The sequence below is a fragment of the Aliivibrio sp. 1S128 genome, from assembly GCF_001691065.1.
GTDB lineage: Bacteria > Pseudomonadota > Gammaproteobacteria > Enterobacterales > Vibrionaceae > Aliivibrio.
In genome coordinates this window covers 1-19,449 of the sequence record NZ_MAJV01000119.1, presented here as the reverse complement: position 1 = coordinate 19,449, position 19,449 = coordinate 1, and the positions used below count along the sequence as shown (strand labels likewise).

Annotated in this window: 13 protein-coding genes; 5 read left to right on the top strand and 8 right to left on the bottom strand. The window is 39.1% G+C overall.

Features of this window, described 5'->3' with window-relative positions:
- Positions 1–27: 27 nt before the first annotated feature.
- Positions 28–2,433, top strand: a complete 2,406-nt coding sequence (locus tag A6E03_RS16390) for a GH36-type glycosyl hydrolase domain-containing protein (RefSeq protein WP_065592177.1) — start codon at positions 28–30, stop codon at positions 2,431–2,433.
- Positions 2,434–2,512: 79 nt separating this feature from the next.
- The gene (locus A6E03_RS16385) at positions 2,513–3,925 is read left to right on the top strand and encodes a phosphoglucomutase/phosphomannomutase family protein (RefSeq protein ID WP_065601301.1); all 1,413 of its coding nucleotides are present in this window, start codon (positions 2,513–2,515) and stop codon (positions 3,923–3,925) included.
- A 92-nt stretch (positions 3,926–4,017) separates the two neighbouring features.
- On the opposite strand, the gene A6E03_RS16380 is transcribed toward A6E03_RS16385, so the two are convergent.
- The 6 genes from A6E03_RS16380 to A6E03_RS16355 form a co-directional block, all read right to left on the bottom strand.
- A complete protein-coding gene (locus A6E03_RS16380; RefSeq protein ID WP_065592179.1) occupies positions 4,018–5,058 on the bottom strand; it encodes an ABC transporter ATP-binding protein in 1,041 nt (346 codons plus the stop codon).
- On the bottom strand, positions 5,058–6,689 hold the full coding sequence (locus A6E03_RS16375; protein ID WP_065592180.1) for an iron ABC transporter permease: 1,632 nt from the start codon (positions 6,687–6,689) through the stop codon (positions 5,058–5,060). The genes A6E03_RS16380 and A6E03_RS16375 overlap by 1 nt, the downstream gene beginning before the upstream one ends.
- A 66-nt stretch (positions 6,690–6,755) precedes the next feature.
- Complete coding sequence (locus A6E03_RS16370; RefSeq protein ID WP_065592181.1) at positions 6,756–7,769, bottom strand: Fe(3+) ABC transporter substrate-binding protein; 1,014 nt, start codon at positions 7,767–7,769, stop codon at positions 6,756–6,758.
- A gap of 171 nt (positions 7,770–7,940) precedes the next feature.
- Positions 7,941–9,170, bottom strand: a complete 1,230-nt coding sequence (locus tag A6E03_RS16365; protein ID WP_065592182.1) for an ammonium transporter — start codon at positions 9,168–9,170, stop codon at positions 7,941–7,943.
- 17 nt (positions 9,171–9,187) lie between these two features.
- Positions 9,188–9,526: a P-II family nitrogen regulator gene (glnK, locus tag A6E03_RS16360; protein WP_060994159.1), complete on the bottom strand. Its 339-nt coding sequence runs from the start codon at positions 9,524–9,526 to the stop codon at positions 9,188–9,190.
- Positions 9,527–9,694: 168 nt separating this feature from the next.
- Positions 9,695–10,063: a YacL family protein gene (locus A6E03_RS16355; RefSeq protein ID WP_065592183.1), complete on the bottom strand. Its 369-nt coding sequence runs from the start codon at positions 10,061–10,063 to the stop codon at positions 9,695–9,697.
- Positions 10,064–10,200: 137 nt separating this feature from the next.
- On the opposite strand from A6E03_RS16355, the gene A6E03_RS16350 reads away from it, so the two are divergent.
- The 3 genes from A6E03_RS16350 to A6E03_RS16340 all read left to right on the top strand — a co-directional run bounded on the left by A6E03_RS16350 (position 10,201) and on the right by A6E03_RS16340 (position 13,890).
- Entirely contained in the window at positions 10,201–11,343 is a 1,143-nt protein-coding gene (locus tag A6E03_RS16350; protein WP_065592184.1) for a sugar diacid recognition domain-containing protein, read from the top strand.
- A gap of 129 nt (positions 11,344–11,472) precedes the next feature.
- Positions 11,473–12,738 carry a GntP family permease gene (locus tag A6E03_RS16345; RefSeq protein WP_065601300.1) on the top strand — a complete coding sequence of 422 codons (1,266 nt, stop codon included), beginning with the start codon at positions 11,473–11,475 and terminating at the stop codon, positions 12,736–12,738.
- Positions 12,739–12,750: 12 nt separating this feature from the next.
- On the top strand, positions 12,751–13,890 hold the full coding sequence (locus A6E03_RS16340; RefSeq protein WP_065601299.1) for a glycerate kinase: 1,140 nt from the start codon (positions 12,751–12,753) through the stop codon (positions 13,888–13,890).
- A gap of 99 nt (positions 13,891–13,989) precedes the next feature.
- On the opposite strand, the gene acnB is transcribed toward A6E03_RS16340, so the two are convergent.
- Together acnB and A6E03_RS16330 are read right to left on the bottom strand one after the other, a co-directional pair.
- Positions 13,990–16,578 (bottom strand): bifunctional aconitate hydratase 2/2-methylisocitrate dehydratase, encoded by a 2,589-nt coding sequence (gene acnB, locus A6E03_RS16335; protein WP_065592187.1) that lies wholly within the window; start codon positions 16,576–16,578, stop codon positions 13,990–13,992.
- A gap of 222 nt (positions 16,579–16,800) precedes the next feature.
- Positions 16,801–19,059: a patatin-like phospholipase family protein gene (locus A6E03_RS16330; RefSeq protein ID WP_065592188.1), complete on the bottom strand. Its 2,259-nt coding sequence runs from the start codon at positions 19,057–19,059 to the stop codon at positions 16,801–16,803.
- Positions 19,060–19,449: the final 390 nt, after the last annotated feature.

Below are 19,449 nucleotides of genomic sequence, written 5' to 3'. Positions count from 1 at the left end.
ATTAGTATTTTAGTTAAGGAAAAAACAATGAAATACGGCTTTTTTGATAACGATAACCGTGAATATGTAATCACACGCCCTGACGTACCAGCTCCATGGACTAACTACTTAGGCACAGAAAAATTCTGTACGGTTATTTCTCACAATGCTGGCGGTTACTCTTTTTATAACTCTCCAGAGTATAATCGTGTTACTAAATTCCGTCCAAACGGCACATTTGATCGCCCTGGACACTATGTTTACCTTCGTGACGATGAAACGGGTGATTACTGGTCAATCTCATGGCAGCCTGTTGCAAAGAGTTTAGATGAAGCAAGCTACGAAGTTCGTCACGGCCTGTCTTACTCTAAATTTAAATGTGATTACAACGGCATTGAAGCAACTAAAACCTTATTTGTTCCAAAAGGTGAAGACGCTGAAGTGTGGGATGTGGTTATTAAGAATACCAGCGATAAGCCTCGTGTTATCTCTGCATTCTCTTTTGTTGAATTCTCATTCAGCCATATCCAATCAGATAACCAAAACCACCAAATGTCATTGTACTCTGCAGGTACCTCTTACAATGAAGGCGTGATCGAATACGATCTTTACTACAACACCAATGATTTTGAAGGTTTCTACTACTTAGCGTCTACGTTTGATCCCGATTCATACGACGGTCAACGTGACAGCTTCTTAGGTGCATACCGTGATGAAGCAAATCCAATTGCGGTTGAAAAAGGTCAATGTTCTAACTCTGCACAAACCTGTTACAACCACTGTGGTTCTCTTCATAAGCAATTTACTATTCAACCTGGCGAAGAAGTTCGTTTTGCTTACGTACTTGGTCTAGGTAAAGGCAATGGCGAACGTCTACGTCAAAAATACCAAGACGTTGCTAATGTCGATGCCGCTTTCCAAGAGATCAAAGATCACTGGAGCGAGCGTTGTGAAAAATTCCAAGTTAAATCACCAAACGAAGGTTTGGATACGATGATCAACACTTGGACACTGTACCAAGCAGAAACATGCGTGGTTTGGTCTCGTTTTGCTTCATTCATCGAAGTGGGTGGACGTACGGGTCTTGGTTACCGTGATACGGCTCAAGATGCAATCTCAGTACCTCATGCTAATCCAAAAATGACTCGTAAACGTATTGTGGATTTATTACGTGGCCAAGTTAAAGCGGGTTACGGTCTACACCTATTTGATCCTGACTGGTTTGATCCTGAGAAAGCAGACGTTGTTCCATCAAAATCACCAACGGTAGTTCCAACACCATCGGATGACGATAAGATCCACGGCATTGAAGATACCTGTTCTGATGACCATTTATGGATCGTTCCAACGATCATCAAATATGTAATGGAAACCGGTGAACACTCTTTCTTCGATGAAGTGATCCCATACGCTGATGGCGGTGACGCAACAGTTTATGAGCACATGAAAGCAGCATTAGATTTCTCTGCAGAATACGTTGGCCGTACTGGTATTTGTAAAGGTTTACGCGCTGATTGGAATGACTGCCTAAACTTAGGTGGTGGCGAATCATCAATGGTTTCATTCTTACATTTCTGGGCATTAGAAGAATTCTTAGATTTAGCTAAATTCCGTAACAATGATGCTGATATATCGAAATACTCGGAAATGGCAGCTAACGTACGCGAAGCGTGTGAAACTCACCTTTGGGATGAAGAAGGCGGCTGGTACATTCGTGGTCTAACCAAAGATGGCGACAAAATTGGTACAGCACAGCAAACTGAAGGCCGCGTTCATCTTGAATCAAACACATTAGCGGTTTTATCTGGTGCTGTATCTCAAGAACGTGGTGAAAAAGCAATGGATGCCGTTGATGAGAACTTATTCTCTGAATACGGTTTACACCTAAATTCACCTTCATTCTCAACACCAAATGATGACATTGGTTTTGTTACTCGTGTTTACCAAGGCGTAAAAGAGAATGGTGCTATCTTCTCTCACCCAAACCCATGGGCTTGGGTAGCAGAAGCAAAACTAGGTCGTGGTGACCGTGCAATGAAGTTCTACGATGCACTAAACCCATACAACCAAAATGACATGATTGAAACACGTATAGCTGAACCATACTCATACGTACAGTTTATCATGGGTAAAGATCATCAAGATCATGGTCGTGCTAATCACCCTTGGTTAACAGGTACTTCTGGTTGGGCTTACTTCGCGGTAACTAACTTTATTCTTGGTGTTCGTGTTGGCTTTGAAGGTTTAACCGTTGATCCTTGTATCCCAACAGATTGGCCTGAGTTCTCAGTAACTCGTCAATGGCGTGGCGCGACTTACAACATTCAAGTGAAAAACCCGAATTCAGTAAGTAAAGGCGTGCAATCAATCTCGATTAATGGCGAAGACGTTAACGGTGCAGTTCCAGTCCAAGCGGAAGGCAGTGTTAATGACGTTATCGTTATTATGGGTTAGTTCGTTTAATTAACGGCCTAATATAGTGACAAAAGTAAGGTGCTTTTTATTAAGCACTTTACTCTAAAAGGAATTTACTATGATCCAATTTGGTACTGGCGGATGGCGCGCTTTCATCGGTGAAGAGTTTACTAAAGACAATGTACGTCTTGTCGCTCAAGCACTATCAAACATTATGATCAATGAACAAGCTCAAAAAAATGGCTTTGTTATTGGTTATGACCGTCGTTTTCTTTCAGATAAAGCAGGTAAATGGTTCGCTGAAGTTATTGCAGCAAACGGCATAAAAGTCAGCTTTATTGATAGATTTGTCCCAACACCTATTGTGATGTTTCAAGCCAAAGAAATGGGTTGTATCTACTCAGCTTGTATCACTGCCTCTCATAACCCAGCAGATTATAATGGCATTAAAGTCTTTATTGAAGGCGGTCGTGATGCCGATGAAATCATCACACAAAAGATTGAACAACAAATTTCTCACCTAACGCAACAAGATGTTAGCAGTGTCGATTTTGAAGAAGCGCTAAATGATGGTTGTATTGAAATCATCAACCCAATGAACGATTTTGTTGATTCAATCATCGATAAAATTGATATGGCATCAATTAAAAAAGCCAACTTACGCGTACTAATTGATCCTATGTTTGGGGTTGCAAAAAATGCCTTACAAACGGTGTTAATCAGTGCTCGTTGTGATGTTGATGTGATTAATGATGGCGAAAACCCTTCTTTTGGCGGTCTTATGCCATCCCCAAATGCAGCCACACTTTATCGCTTAAAGCACTTAGTCGCTCATGATGGTTACGATATTGGTATCGGTACTGATGGTGATGCTGACCGCTTAGGTATCATTGATGAAAAAGGTCACTTTATTCATCCAAATGAAGTGCTATTACTGCTTTATTATTACCTACTTGAGTACAAAGGCTGGAAAGGCTCTGTCGTACGTAATATCGCAACCACGCACTTATTAGATAAAGTCGCAGCAGATCACGGCGAGAAAAGCTTTGAGGTTCCTGTAGGCTTTAAGCATATCAGTTCACAAATGGAAGCGGATGATTCTCTACTTGGTGGCGAAAGCTCGGGTGGGTTAACTATTCGCGGTCATATCAAAGGTAAAGATGGCGTATTTGCTTCAAGTTTATTAGTTGAAATGATCAGTGTTACAGGCAAAAAACTCTCTGAAATGCTTGATGAAATTTATGCTAAATATGGTTATGCCTACACTGCCGAAGGCGACTGTACTTTTAAAGCAAGTGGAAAAGAAGCCCTTTACAATAAAATTTATATCGAAAAGCAACTGCCTGAATTTGAATATGAAATAGAGAAAGTAAGCTATGAAGATGGCGCAAAAGTCTATTTTAAAAATGGGGGTTGGGTGATTGCTCGTTTCTCAGGAACTGAACCATTACTACGAATTTTTGCTGAAATGGAAGACAAATTGACAGCAGAAAAAGTACTGAATCAAATGAAAGCTTTCCTTTCTCTTTAGTTTCCTACGTATTTTTAATAAAAATACGCCTCTAAAGACTTAACCCAGCTAATACTTGAGTCGATTAGCTGGGTTCTTTTTATCTAAAATTTTTAATTGTTCTCTTGAATAAATACGATTGGACAATGAGGCTTTATTTCTACCCTTACTTTCTCACCATTAGATAAAGAATCATTAGATACGCCAATTAATTGCGTCCCGTCATCTTCAATTACATATCGGCACGTATCACCCATAAATTGTAATTCTTTAACAATAGCACTGCCTGACGCGTCTCTATATAACGTAATGTTTTGTGGGCGAAGTAAAACATTCGCTTTCTTATTTGCATCTTCAGTACTACGGCCACAAGAGATCAATCCAACCGCAGTTTCAATGTTCCCATCCAGGCCAATCATACCTGATACATAAGAGCCACCACCTAAGAAATCAGCAACGAAGCGACTGTTTGGTGAATAATATAAATCATTTGCACTACCGAATTGCTCAATCACACCATGATTCATTACCGCTAATTTATCAGAGAAAGCAAACGCTTCTTCACGGCTATGAGTAACGAAAATAGCCGTCACACCTTGTGCTTTAAAAATACGGCGGATCTCTTTAATTAAATCATGTCGAACTTGAGTATCAATATTAGAAAAGGGTTCATCCAATAATAGAAGATCTGGTTCGCTAGCTAACGCTCTTGCAATCGCAACACGCTGTTGCTGGCCCCCAGATAATTGGTGTGGGTAACGATCACCAAATCCACTTAAATGAACAAGATGAAGCATTGATTCAACTTTATCCGTTGCTCGTTGCTTTTCCCATTTTTTTAAGCCAAAACCAATATTTTCACTTACGGTAAGATGCGGAAACAATGCATAATCTTGAAAGATCATACCAATATTTCTCTGCTCTGGTGGTAACCACGTATTACGGTCTGTAATTACCTTTCCATTAAGGTTCATCTCACCTTTAGATAAAGGCAAAAGCCCCGCAATAGCTTTAAGTAATGTTGTTTTACCGCAACCACTTGCACCTAATAAACAAACGATTTCACCAGATTCAACATCCAAAGATAACTGGGATAAAATATCCTGATCATGATAGCTACAAGTTAAATTAGAAATAGATAATGCAGAATTCATTAATGATGTTGCTCCAGAGAACGGTTAACTATGATCAATGGGATCAAGCCAACTAAAACCAATAATACTGCAGGCATTGCTGCAATTTCTAATTGCTCATCAGAAGCAAAATTAAATACATAAGTGGCTAGTGTTTCAAAGTTAAATGGGCGCAATAACAGTGCTGCATTCAACTCTTTCATTGTTTCTATAAACACCAACAAACCAGCGATTAAACAGCCACGACGAATTAATGGAAAATGAACTCGACGTAACATAGACCACGTTCCACAACCTAAAGTACGTGATGCCATATCTAATGACGGTGGGATTTTATTTAAATTACTTTCAATTGAGCCAATCGCAACCGCAGAAAAACGAGTTACCGATGCAAAAATTAACGCAAAGATTGATCCGGAGAATATTAACCCAACCATCCCAAAACCTAATTGTTTTGAAATATCATTAACCAAATGATCTAACCCAATCATTGGTAACATAACACCAATAGCAAGCACCGTTCCGGGAACTGCATAACCAAGAGATGCCAAACGCATTGGCATAACACTCCACTTATTATTCGGTTGTAGACGATGTAAAAAATTCACCACCAAAGCAATAATTACAGCGATAATGGCTGCAATCGAAGAGACGTATAAGCTATTTAACGCATACTCTTGAAATTCAGCAGTCCAACTTTCTTCAAAGTAATGAAAAGAGTAACTAATTAACTGTAATAGCGGAAAGATAAAAGCAATAGAAACTAATCCCCAGCACCAAGTAAATGCGCCCCACTTTTTCCAACCATGAAGCTCATATTGAAACTCTTCGTTGGTATTAAACTTCTCTTGGAACATTTTTTGTTTACGACGACTATAACGCTCACCGCTGATCAACAATAAAATCCCCATCAACATAAACGCAGACACTTTAGCTGCGGCATTCAAATTTGAATAACCTAACCACGTATCATAAACTGCCGTCGTTAATGTATTTACTGCAAAATAGCTAACTGTGCCAAAATCCCCTAACGCTTCCATCGCTACTAAAGATAAAGCAACCGCAATAGAAGGCCTTGCAAGAGGTAATGATATGCGCTTAAAGCTCTCCCAAGGAGTACATTTTAATAAGCGTGCCGATTGTAGCAAGCTGATGTTTTGCTCCATAAATGCAGCACGAGCAAGTAAATATACGTATGGGTATAGCACCAAAGACATCACAAGAATGGCGCCAGTTAAGGTTCGAATATCTGGGAACCAATAATCACCATAAGATTGCCATCCGGTAATATCTCGGAGTAATACTTGAATTGGTCCAGCAAAATCAAGCCAATCGGTATAGATATATCCCACAATATAAGCAGGCATAGCCAAAGGAAGCACTAATGCCCATTGTAATATTGAAGAGGAAGGAACACGGCACATGGCCATAAACCATGCAGAGGGGACACCTAAAATTAAGGAAAAGAACATCGCACCAAATACTAATAGAACCGTATTTAACGTATAGGTAGGTAACACGGTATTAAACAGATGAGTAAAGATATCATCGGTATTACCTAGTGCGGTATATAGGATCGCTAAGATCGGCAAAACCAGCAATAGAGATAAACTCCAACTACTGGTTTTCCAGAATAATAATTTTTCTTTCATTGCCTAAACTGCAAGGCTCTTTTTAAATGGTGAGGTATTGTTACCTCACCAATAATAAATATCAAATTAAAGATCAAACTTAACTTCATCTAGAAGCTTGATTGCTTTTGTATGGTTATCTGCAATAGCATCTAAAGATAGAGTATCGGCTTTAAACTCGCCCCAAGATGCAACGAGCTCTGAACGTTTAACACCCGGTTTTACTGGGTATTCATAATTAACTTCCGCATACATACCTTGTGCTACATCACCCGTTAAGAATTCCATTAGTTTTAATGCATTATCTTTATTTGGTGCGTATTTAGCCATCGCCATACCACTGATGTTTACGTGAGTACCATCTGTGTTTTGGTTAGGGAAGTTAATGTATACCGATTCAGCCCATGATACTTGCTTAGGATCATTAACCATCTTACCTAGGTAGTAGCTATTGCCTAAAGCGACATCACAAAGACCTTCTTTAATCGCTTTAACTTGTGCGCGGTCATTACCTTGAGGTTTACGAGCTAGGTTTGCTTTTACGCCTTCCAACCATGTTTTTGCTTCTGCTTCACCATGATGAGCAATCATAGAAGATACAAGAGATACATTGTAAGGGTGCTTACCGCTGCGAGTACAAATTTTGCCTTTCCACTCTGGGTTAGCTAAATCCGCATAATCAAAATCAGCGCCTAATTTACCAACACGATCACGAGATGAATATACATTACGAGCACGTAAAGTTAATGCGAACCACTCATTATCTGTATCGCGGTATTGAGCAGGTACATTTGCATCAATCGTTTTACTATCAACAGGCTGAACTAAGCTTTTGTTTGTTAGTTCCGCTAAACGGCTAATATCAGTAGTTAGAACGACATCGGCAGGGCTTAACTCACCTTCTTGAGCTAATTTTTCAGCTAGACCTTTCTTAGCAAATTTCACATTAACTTTAATACCAGTCTCTTTGGTAAACTCTTTAAACATTGGTTCAACAAGGAACGGTTGGCGATAAGAGTAAACATTAACTTCTTCGGCAGCCATAACACTTGGTGCGAACACGCCTGCAATTAATGCAGAAACTGATAATAACTTTTTCATGATATTCCTTTAAAATCTCTAGTTACAAATGGTAATAAGAATACTTATCAATATCGATATTATACAAAGCAATTTCTAAATGGCAATGATCTCAGGCGCTTTTTATAGCAAAAAGCCTCAATACCGAAGAATTGAGGCTTAAAAGATGTAACAAATCATTTACGTGATATTTTATTTCACACTAACAAATTCCGGATAGGCATCAATACCACAATCGTGTACATCCATTCCTTCTAATTCTTCATCTTCAGTTACTCGAATACCCATTGTCGCTTTAAGTATTGCCCAAACCACCAGACTTGCACCAAACACCCAAGCAAAGATGACTATTGCTCCAAATAATTGAGCTCCAAAAGTAGCATCAGCATTATTCACCGGTACCATCATTAAACCAAACAATCCACATACACCGTGTACTGAAATTGCACCAACTGGATCATCAATTTTAATTTTATCAAACGCTACAATACTAAAGACAACGAGAACTCCAGCAATTGCACCAATACTAACGGCGGCTAAAGGAGATGGAGATAAAGGATCCGCGGTAATTGCTACAAGCCCAGCTAATGCACCATTTAATACCATTGTTAAATCAGCTTTACCCCATGTTGTTTTACAGACAAATAACGCCGTTATTGCCCCCGCAGCGGCTGCCGCATTGGTATTTAAGAATATTTGACCTACAGCAGTTGCATTCTCAAAGTCTGATAACATTAATTGAGAACCACCATTAAAGCCAAACCAACCAAACCATAAAATGAAGGTACCTAAAGTCGCTAATGGCATATTTGAACCTTGAATAGGGTAAATTTGGCCTTTCTTACCATATTTACCTTTACGAGCACCGAGCAACAAAACACCAGCAAGAGCAGCTGAAGCACCTGCCATATGAACAATACCAGAACCTGCAAAATCACTAAAACCTGCTTCAGATAAGAAACCACCACCCCATGTCCAGTAGCCTTCCATTGGGTAAATAAATGCAGTTAAAATTACAGAGAAAACAAGAAAAGACCACAGTTTCATACGCTCAGCAACTGCTCCTGAAACGACTGACATTGCCGTTGCAACAAAAACTACTTGGAAAAAGAAGTCTGACTCTAAAGAGTGATCCGCCCCTTCTGATTGAGTTCCGATTAAAGCTCCTATAGAAGGAATAAAACCACCTTCTGTGTTATCGACATACATGATGTTATAACCGACAACTAAATAAGTTGTACAAGCAATGGCATACAAACAAAGGTTCTTAGTTAAAATTTCTGTCGTATTTTTTGAGCGAACTAACCCGGCTTCTAACATAGCAAAACCTGCGGCCATCCACATTACCAATGCGCCTGACATTAAGAAGAAAAAGGTGTCTAGGGCATAACGAAGTTCTGATACTGTTGTTGAAAGTTCCATAATATTGTCCTTTATCCTTAAAGTGCTTCAGTGTCAGTTTCACCAGTACGAATACGTACTGCTTGCTGAAGGTCATAAACGAAAATCTTTCCGTCGCCAATTTTCCCGGTATGTGCCGCTTTGGTTATCGCTTCAATAATGTTATCAACATGCTCAGCTTGAACCGCTATTTCTAATTTAACTTTTGGTAGAAAATCTACTTGATACTCAGCACCTCGATATAATTCGGTATGACCTTTTTGACGACCGAACCCTTTCACTTCAGAAACCGTCATTCCATCAACGCCTGCATCAGCAAGAGCTTCACGAACATCATCTAATTTAAATGGTTTTATAATGGCATTAATTATTTTCATGATTCAATCCTTCGAATTATTTGTAACTTATAATTAATAATCCAATTCGTGTGCCAAGTTTTAAAAATAATAATAATCAACAAGTTAAATTTATTTTGTTCTAAAATAAAAAAAGGCTGCACTAAATAAGTGCAGCCTTTCCCAAATAATGAGCAATTAGAAGACGAATTAAAAGCGTCGAATAAATGCTTCCCAACTTTGAAGCATAGTTTCAAAATCTTCTAGACCACAGACTGATACACATTCATCGTCATACATATGTATATCTTCTTCAAATTCCTCTTCAGAATCTTCAAACAATGCGTTTTCTTGAACGATAACTTCTTGATCTGTAAGAATTAGAGTCATTACTTGCCCCGAACGCTTCCACTCATCTTGAGTATTCTTTACTGCTGCTATTTGCTTGTACAACTCCGCCAATAATTCGGTATCTTTTGAGACATCTTCCACTAACCAACGCCCCATGGCTTCATGCCCCATAGAGAAATTCGCATGATAAGTACCATCTAGTGTATTTTTTTTAAATTCGTAATCCATCGGAAACCCTTACGATAATTGACGTTAGCTCACACGTTTTTAACCAAAGACAATGCTGAGCTATTTTCCTCAAGTATAATCCTATCCCTAGTATTTTTATAGTTAAGTCCCCTATCCATGATGAAAGAGACCGAATCATGCAATTAACCACAATGATCGCAAAACAAATTGTTGAACGAACCATGAAAATAATTAAGCACTCAGTCAATGTCATGGATGAATATGGCGTAATTATTGGCTCTGGCGATCCTGCTCGACTTAATTGCCGTCATGAAGGCGCAATTTTAGCTATTAATGAAAATAGAATTGTTGAAATAGATCATTCTACGGCTCAACAATTACGAGGGGTAAAGGCCGGGATCAATCTTCCAATCATTTTTCAAAATAACGTTATTGGTGTCGTTGGTATTTCAGGTGAACTGACTGACATACAACAATATGGTGAATTAGTAAAAATGACTGCAGAGCTGATTATTGAGCAAGCTGCTTTAATGACAGAGATACAATGGAGTAAACGACATAAAGAAGAGTTAGTGCTGCAACTTATCCAACCTTCAGATCTCAATACCCAGCAGCTGTATTCAATTGCTGAACGATTAGAGCTAGATCTTAATCAACCTCGAATTGCAACTATCATTAAAGTCGATTCATTTAATGGCGAAAACCTATCACTTACTCATTTACAAAAATTAGTTCACTTACTTGAATTCCCTGAAAGAGATAATTTAGTTGCCATTAGTTCTGTAACTCTAAATGAGGTCGTCGTTTTAAAACCGATTACACTAACAGATACGAGCTGGAATCGATCCCACGAAGAGAAACGTATTCGCCAACTTTTTCAACGGATCTCTCATGATGAAAAATTCACGATAAAGATTGCTCTTGGTGATTATTTTCCTAATTTAGAAGGATTAGCGCAATCTTACATGACAGCAAAAGCGACAATGAGAACGGTAAATACCAAAAGTCGTATTCTATTTTACCAAGATAATATCTTACCTGTACTCATTGACGGCTTGCAATCAGATACGTGGAGAGCCGAGCAATTAATACTGCCTATTAAAAAGCTCACCGAAAATGATACAAAAGGCATCTTACTGAAAACCTTACGTACCTTTTTTAATCATAATTGTGATTCAGCTCAAACCTGTAAGGTTCTTCATATTCATCGTAATACACTACGTTATCGACTAGATAAAATAGAAAAAGAAACTTCATTAGATATCAATAAGATAAAGGATAAAACTTATTTATATCTTTCGGTGTTAGCTTATAAATAAAAATACGTAATTGTGCACCTGCACAGTATTTATAACTATTACATAGCAACTTTTGTTCACTTGTCTAAAGCTTATTTTCACAGTTAAAGTTAGATTACTGACGTCTTAATTATTAAATGGAATAGTAATATGATTGAAGTATCTACCCTAGGTGCTCTGTCTGCCCTAATCGTTGCAATTACACTTATTTTGAAAAAAGTACCACCAGCGTATGGCATGATCATTGGTGCTTTAATTGGTGGTATTGTTGGTGGAGTCTCTCTGACTGACACGGTAAACCTAATGATTGGCGGTGCTCAAGGTATTGTTACTGCCGTACTTCGTATTTTAGCCGCTGGCGTGCTTGCTGGTGTTCTAATCGAATCAGGCGCGGCAACCTCTATTGCAGAAACCATTGTAAAAAAAGTCGGCGAAACTCGAGCTTTACTTGCTTTAGCTGTAGCGACAATGATCCTAACAGCCGTAGGTGTTTTTGTTGATGTTGCTGTTATTACCGTAGCTCCGATTGCACTTGCTATTGCACGTCGTGCTGACCTTTCAAAAATGGCCATTCTATTAGCTATGGTTGGTGGTGGTAAAGCGGGTAACGTAATGTCACCAAATCCAAACGCTATTGCAGCTGCTGACGCATTTAATGTTCCCCTAACTTCAGTAATGGCTGCGGGTGTTATCCCTGGCTTATTCGGCTTAGTTTTTGCCTATTTCATCGCCAAAAGATTAGTAAATAAAGGCAGTAAAGTTCAAGAACATGAGGTTGTTTCAGTTGACCATTCTCGCTTACCAACTTTTGTTGCCTCAATCGTAGCTCCTCTTGTTGCTATCAGTCTTCTTGCTTTACGCCCTATCGCTGGAATTAATGTTGACCCTTTAATTGCCCTTCCACTTGGTGGCTTACTTGGTGCAGTCGCTATGGGCCGCTTTAGAGATACCAACCATTTTGCGATATCTGGACTTTCTCGTATGGCTCCAGTGGCAGTAATGCTGCTTGGTACTGGTACTCTTGCTGGTATTATTGCGAACTCAGGCCTTAAGTCAGGGTTAATTGAAGTATTAACCGCATCAGGTCTTCCTTCTTATTTATTAGCACCAATTTCTGGTGCAATGATGTCACTCGCAACAGCATCAACTACAGCAGGAACTGCTGTTGCTGCAAGTGTATTTAGCCATACTATTCTAGAGCTTGGTGTTCCTGCTCTTGCTGGTGCTGCAATGATCCACGCAGGTGCGACAGTATTAGATCACATGCCGCATGGTAGCTTCTTTCATGCAACAGGTGGCGCAGTTCACATGGATATGAAAGAACGTTTAAAACTAATCCCTTACGAATCAGCAGTCGGTCTTATGATCGCTACCGTTTCTACTCTTATTTTTGGCGTCTTTGGTTTATTTGTTTAATAAGGCTTTATTATGAAAATTGTTATTGCTCCCGATTCATACAAAGAAAGTTTAACCGCAATGGAAGTTGCTACTGCAATTGAAGCTGGTTTTAAACAAGTGCTGCCAAATGCTGAATACATAAAATTACCAATGGCTGATGGAGGTGAAGGTACAGTTCAATCTCTAATCGATGCTACTGGCGGATCAATTATTGAATGCCAAGTCACAGCTCCTCTTGGAAATACGGTTACTGGTTTTTATGGCTTATTGGGTGATGGTAAAACGGCCATTGTTGAAATGGCAGCAGCCTCAGGCCTTCATCTTGTCGCACCAGAACATCGTAATCCATTACATACGACAAGCTATGGTACCGGTGAATTAATTAAAGCGGCGCTAGACAAAGGCGTTAAACATATCATCGTTGGTATTGGTGGCAGTGCGACTAATGATGGTGGTATTGGTATGGCTCAAGCTCTTGGTATTAAACTATTAGACCAAGAAGGTAACGATCTTATTTTTGGTGGTGGATCATTAGTAAACCTAGCCACTATCGATGTGAGTAATAAAGATCCTCGATTAGATAATATTCTATTAGAAGTCGCTTGTGATGTTGATAACCCATTATGCGGCCCTAAAGGTGCCTCGTTTATCTTTGGCCCACAAAAAGGGGCAACTCCAGAGATAGCTAACCAACTTGATAATAACCTAAATCATTACGCTGACGTAATGAAGAAGCAGTTAAATAAAGACGTTAAAAATACAGCTGGCGCAGGTGCTGCTGGCGGCCTTGGTGCTGCACTGCTTGGGCTATTTGACGCGACACTTCGCCCTGGTATCGAAATCGTAATGGATGCGGTTAATTTAAGTGATGTGTTGTCTAATGCTGATTTAGTGATTACAGGTGAAGGTCGTATCGATAGCCAAACCATCCATGGTAAAACACCCATTGGCGTAGCTAGGACTGCGAAAAAATATAACTTACCTGTTATTGGTATTGCTGGTTGTTTATCTGACGATTGTGCCGTTGTTCATGATTACGGTATTGATGCGGTATTTAGTGTTGTCCCTCGCTCTGTATCATTAGACATCGCACTAAAAGAAGCGGCAATAAATGTTGAAAATACAGCAAGAAACGTAGCTTCTATTTACTCTATCAATGCTAAAAAATGATGTAATTCGTTTTTAATAAGAACACATTAGATACGTTATTAAATAATATACAATAAAAAAGCAGCCGATTTGGCTGCTTTTTTTATTAATAAACTAAGATTAAGCCGGCTCTTGGAAAATAACCGTATCTGCTTTGTCTGTGTATTGACCCATTTTATGGAAATTCAAATAACGGTATGTATCTGCTGCTGTTGCATTCACTTTTTGAGCATATTCTAAATACTCAGCTTGCGTTGGAATTCGACCTAGAATCGCTCCAACCGCAGATAACTCAGCAGACGCTAGATAAACATTAGCACCATTACCTAAACGGTTCGGGAAGTTACGTGTTGATGTCGACATTACTGTTGCTTTATCAGCAACACGGGCTTGGTTACCCATACATAGAGAACAACCCGGAGTTTCAATACGAACCCCAGCACGACCAAAGATCCCGTAGTAGCCTTCTTCTATTAGTTGATCTTTATCCATTTTCGTCGGTGGAGCAACCCATAAACGAGTACTTAGAGAGCCATTAAACTCTTCTAGCATTTTACCTGCGGCGCGGAAATGACCAATATTCGTCATACAAGAACCAATGAACACTTCATCAATTTCTGTACCTTGAACTTCTGAAAGTAAACGAGCATCATCAGGATCATTTGGAGCACAAAGAATTGGTTCTTTAATATCGGCAAGATCAATATCTATTACATGCGCATATTCCGCATCTTTATCTGCTTCCATTAGCTCTGGATTCGCTAACCATTCTTCCATGGCTGTCACACGACGCTCAATCGTACGTACATCACCATAGCCTTCTGCAATCATCCACTTCAGCATAACGATGTTCGATTTCAAGTATTCTTCAATCGACTCTTGAGATAACTTAACAGTACAACCTGCAGCTGAACGCTCTGCCGACGCATCCGAAAGCTCAAATGCTTGCTCTACTGATAAATGTTCAACACCTTCAATCTCTAATACGCGACCAGAGAATTCATTAACCTTACCCGCTTTGGCTACTGTTAATAGGCCTTGCTGAATACCGTAATAAGGGATTGCATGAACAAGATCACGTAATGTAATACCTGGTTGCATTTCACCTTTAAAACGAACCAAAATTGATTCAGGCATATCCAGAGGCATAACACCCGTCGCAGCAGCAAATGCTACAAGGCCTGAACCTGCAGGGAATGAAATACCTAGAGGGAAACGTGTATGTGAATCGCCACCAGTACCTACGGTATCAGGCAATAACATACGGTTTAGCCATGAGTGGATAACACCATCACCCGGACGCAGTGAAACACCCGCACGGTTCATGATGAAATCAGGTAGCGTATGGTGAGTGTTTACATCTACTGGTTTTGGATAAGCCGATGTATGACAGAATGACTGCATTACAAGATCAGCCGAGAAGCCAAGACACGCGAGATCTTTAAGCTCATCACGAGTCATTGGCCCTGTTGTATCTTGAGAACCAACCGTTGCCATCTTAGGTTCACAGTACTGACCAGCACGTACACCTTCAACACCACACGCTTTACCAACCATCTTCTGAGCTAGTGTATAACCTTTATCAGAAGCTAAAGGATCGATAGGTTTAGCAAATAAGTCAGTTTCAGCTAAGCCAAGAGAATCACGAGCTCGGCCTGTTAAACCACGACCGATAATTAATGGAATACGACCACCGGCACGTACTTCATCTAGAAGAACTTTTCCTAGTTCAAAGCTTGAGATATCTACACCATCTTTACGAACAACACCTTCATAAGGGTAGATATCAATAACGTCGCCCATATTCATGTCTTGTACATTTAATTCGATCGGTAGTGCGCCCGAATCTTCCATTGTGTTATAGAAGATTGGTGCGATTTTACCTCCTAAACAAACACCGCCTGTACGCTTGTTTGGCACATAAGGGATATCGTCGCCCATAAACCAAAGTACTGAGTTTGTTGCAGATTTACGTGAAGAACCAGTACCGACAACATCACCAACGTAAGCCAGTGGAATACCGTCTTTTTGCATATCTTCAATTTGAGTAATTGGACCAACACTGCCTTGATCGTCAGGTGTAATACCATCACGCTCCATCTTCAGCATAGCTTTTGCGTGTACTGGAATATCAGGTCGTGACCACGCATCTGGCGCAGGAGATAAGTCATCGGTATTAGTTTCACCAGTAACTTTAAATACTTTAACGGTTATCTTTTCTGATACTTTGTTTTTAGCTGTAAACCATTCAGCATCAGCCCAAGATTGCAGTACTTGTTGTGCTGATGCGTTACCTGCTTTCGCTTTCTCTTCTACATCGTAGAACGCATCGAACATAAGTAGAGTATGAGACAGTGCTTTTACAGCGATAGGAGCAAGCTTAGCATCATCTAGTAAAGATACTAGAGATTCAATGTTATAACCACCTTGCATAGTACCAAGCAATTCAGTCGCTTTTGCTTTGCTAACTAATGGAGACTCCACTTCGCCTTTTGTAATTGCAGTTAAGAAACCAGCTTTAACATAAGCGGCTTCATCAACACCTGGGGGAATTCGATTTTCTAGTAAATCAAGAATGACTTCTTCTTCACCTTGTGGCGGATTCTTTACTAGTTCAACCAATGCTGCTACTTGTTCAGCATTTAATGGTCTTGGGACCACACCTTCAGAAGCACGTTCTGCGACGTGTTTACGATAAGCTTCAAGCACGACTTAATTCCTCACTTTCTGGTCTACTCTTAATGAGTAAACATCCTTGGAAACGATTCAGTTTATATCCATTAACTTTTAAATACTGTTATAAATCTCAATAAAACAAGAGAATATGATGTCGATATAGACTAAAAATGTGGCGAGATGATACCAAATTTAACTTAAAATTAAAATCTCATCACATCAAACAACATACGACTTATGACTCACTTTTAAACATTATAATGTTGCACCAATGCTTAAATATACTGATTCATGATTTTGCTCTGTTCTGCCATAAGCCAAAATGATAGGGCCTATTGGTGAATCTATTCCGGCAAAAATGGAGCCCGCAGTATACATAGGAGCATCACTAAAATGCTCGTCATTCCACACACTTCCTTGCTCAATAGAGCTTCCTAAGTATATAGGTGACTGGAATAATCCAAAATCATTATCCATTAAGCGATAACGATATACTAAACTTGCAAATGCCAAGTTTTCGCCAGATAAACTGTCTTTTGATATTCCTGATAAATGCAAAAAACCACCGAGAGATTTAGGCTCAAGAGAAATTCCTCCATTTTTATTTTCAACAACCCCATACTCTCCATGCACGACTAAAGTATGACGTTTTATGGTATAAGCAAATCGACCATTAACGGTTAGTTCAACAACTGAATCATCTTTCGTATCACTACTAGTTAATTCTCCGAATGTATCTTCACTGTATAAATACTCAGAAAATAAATAAAATCCTTTCGTTGGAAAAGTAAAATTGTCTAATGTATCTAAACGATATTGTGCGAATATCCCTTTTCTTTCATAGTTACTATTAAAGTCAGGTATAATATTTAAAACCAAATCACCTGTTGTATATCTCCCCCCGATTCTAAAATCACTCCAAAGCGCTGGTTGTATACCTAGAGAAGCTTCAAATTCAAATTCATTGTATTCAGTCGGCAGATAATTATCTATATTATCAAGAGTAGGCGTTGCTCTAAACTGAGTTTGAGTTACGCTATAAGTACCTTTTAAAGAAGAAAATAATAACTGGTTACTAAGAAAAGGAGTATACAGTTCGGCTTGCATCAACTTATCTGTACCTAACTCGAAATTCGTTCTTAATTCAGAGCTATTCTCAGACAGCCCTATAATATTAATATCCGTAAAATTAATTGAGAAACCTAAGGAATATTTACTTTCATTATAAAAATCATCCTCTAATGAGAATCGAAAATCTAAATAGTTTGGCCCCCAACTTTTCTCATTAACATCAACAACTAATTCCGTAGCCCCATCACTGGTTGTTTGGTAAAAATAATCAATTCTTTCAAATCTATCAATCGTATATAACGCTCTGACTTTTTCCTCTAATTGATCTGAAGAATAAGTTTTACCTTCATCTATTTGAAGATATTCCAATAACATGCGTTCACTGTATGAACTATTATTATTCAGTGTCACATGATCTATTTTAAGATTATTACCACGTTTTAATTTACTGGTTTTTTTCTCTTTTTCACTTAAATACGCTTGGTATTCTGAGGCTGGTAGTACTAACTTATTTAGATTTAAATGCTGTTCATAAGCAATATCGTAACCCTTTCCATAAGCAAAAGGCATTTTGTCGAATTCTGCCGTATCCATTTTACCGACATTTGGAGCAAGAAAAATATCGTTATTGTTCAGTAGGGCTTCTTGCTGTTTAGTACTATTTTTTACTATATAGTTTGTTAGCTGCCCCATTACCGATAAATAACTTGATATATCTTCGGCTTCTAAATAATCAGAACCAATATCTACAGCTATGATGATATCTGCCCCCATCTCTCTAGCAACATCTACAGGCATATTATTTACACTGCCGCCATCGACGAGTAAACGACCTTCATATTCAACAGGGGGTAAGGCTCCAGGCACTGACATACTAGCCATCATTGCTTCAGCTAAATTGCCTTTATCTAAAACAACAGGTTCCAATTTTTCAATGTCCGTTGCTACAGCCCTAAAAGGAATAGGAAGATCATCAAACGATTGTAAATAAGAGACATTACCTGAGGTTGTGCGAAGAATTTTGGCCATATTTTGGCCTTGAACGAATCCTTTTGGTGCTTTTAGTTCTGTAAATGAAAAACCAATATCCGTTCCTATTTGGTAGCGGTCTTCATATTCTTTATCCCTTATTTCTCTTTCACTTCGTTCTACTTTATCAACAAAACCACTATTCCAATCAACAGTATCAATGAACACGGCTATCTCATCAGCACTCATCCCTGATGCATAAAGACCACCGACATAAGCCCCCATACTAGTACCAGTAATGTAATCTATAGGAATATGCATCTCTTCTAATGCTTTAAGTACACCAATATGGGCGGCACCTTTTGCCCCACCCCCAGCAAGTACAAGGCCTATTTTAGGACGAGTTTGCTCTGCGAAAACCAAAGGTGAAATAAAAAGACATAAAGCAGGAAGTAAAAGTGATTTAAAGTGCATGATGTCATCCTTGAAATAGCAATGCTAAAAGAATACAGGATGAAAGAGGGATGAGAAAGCTTAACTAATGTCATTTAACCGTGTTTATACCGTTAAATACGTTTCTATAGACGTTAAAAAGCCCTAATCTTTCGATTAGGGCTTTTTAAAATAGTGGCTACGTTAACGGGACTTTCTATTAACCTTGAAAGCGACACGTCCCCCGGCGTGACTGGCCGCTAAGCTCTCCAATAAAAAGCCTAACCAACTGAACTACCATTCCGCAGTGTCTATTTAGCATCATTTTACTTTTAGACAGGCGTAAAAAAGCCTAACCAACTGAACTACCACTCCGCAGTGTCTATTCAGCATCTCTTTATTTTTAGACAGGCGTAAAAAAGCCCTAATCTT

Bases quoted from the DNA above. Each gene is read 5' to 3' on its own strand.
- A6E03_RS16390 (WP_065592177.1), top strand. From the start codon at position 28: ATGAAATACGGCTTTTTTGATAACGATAACCGTGAATATGTAATCACA.
- A6E03_RS16385 (WP_065601301.1), top strand. From the start codon at position 2,513: ATGATCCAATTTGGTACTGGCGGATGGCGCGCTTTCATCGGTGAAGAG.
- A6E03_RS16380 (WP_065592179.1), bottom strand. From the start codon at position 5,058: ATGAATTCTGCATTATCTATTTCTAATTTAACTTGTAGCTATCATGAT.
- A6E03_RS16375 (WP_065592180.1), bottom strand. From the start codon at position 6,689: ATGAAAGAAAAATTATTATTCTGGAAAACCAGTAGTTGGAGTTTATCT.
- A6E03_RS16370 (WP_065592181.1), bottom strand. From the start codon at position 7,769: ATGAAAAAGTTATTATCAGTTTCTGCATTAATTGCAGGCGTGTTCGCA.
- A6E03_RS16365 (WP_065592182.1), bottom strand. From the start codon at position 9,170: ATGGAACTTTCAACAACAGTATCAGAACTTCGTTATGCCCTAGACACC.
- glnK (WP_060994159.1), bottom strand. From the start codon at position 9,526: ATGAAAATAATTAATGCCATTATAAAACCATTTAAATTAGATGATGTT.
- A6E03_RS16355 (WP_065592183.1), bottom strand. From the start codon at position 10,063: ATGGATTACGAATTTAAAAAAAATACACTAGATGGTACTTATCATGCG.
- A6E03_RS16350 (WP_065592184.1), top strand. From the start codon at position 10,201: ATGCAATTAACCACAATGATCGCAAAACAAATTGTTGAACGAACCATG.
- A6E03_RS16345 (WP_065601300.1), top strand. From the start codon at position 11,473: ATGATTGAAGTATCTACCCTAGGTGCTCTGTCTGCCCTAATCGTTGCA.
- A6E03_RS16340 (WP_065601299.1), top strand. From the start codon at position 12,751: ATGAAAATTGTTATTGCTCCCGATTCATACAAAGAAAGTTTAACCGCA.
- A6E03_RS16330 (WP_065592188.1), bottom strand. From the start codon at position 19,059: ATGCACTTTAAATCACTTTTACTTCCTGCTTTATGTCTTTTTATTTCA.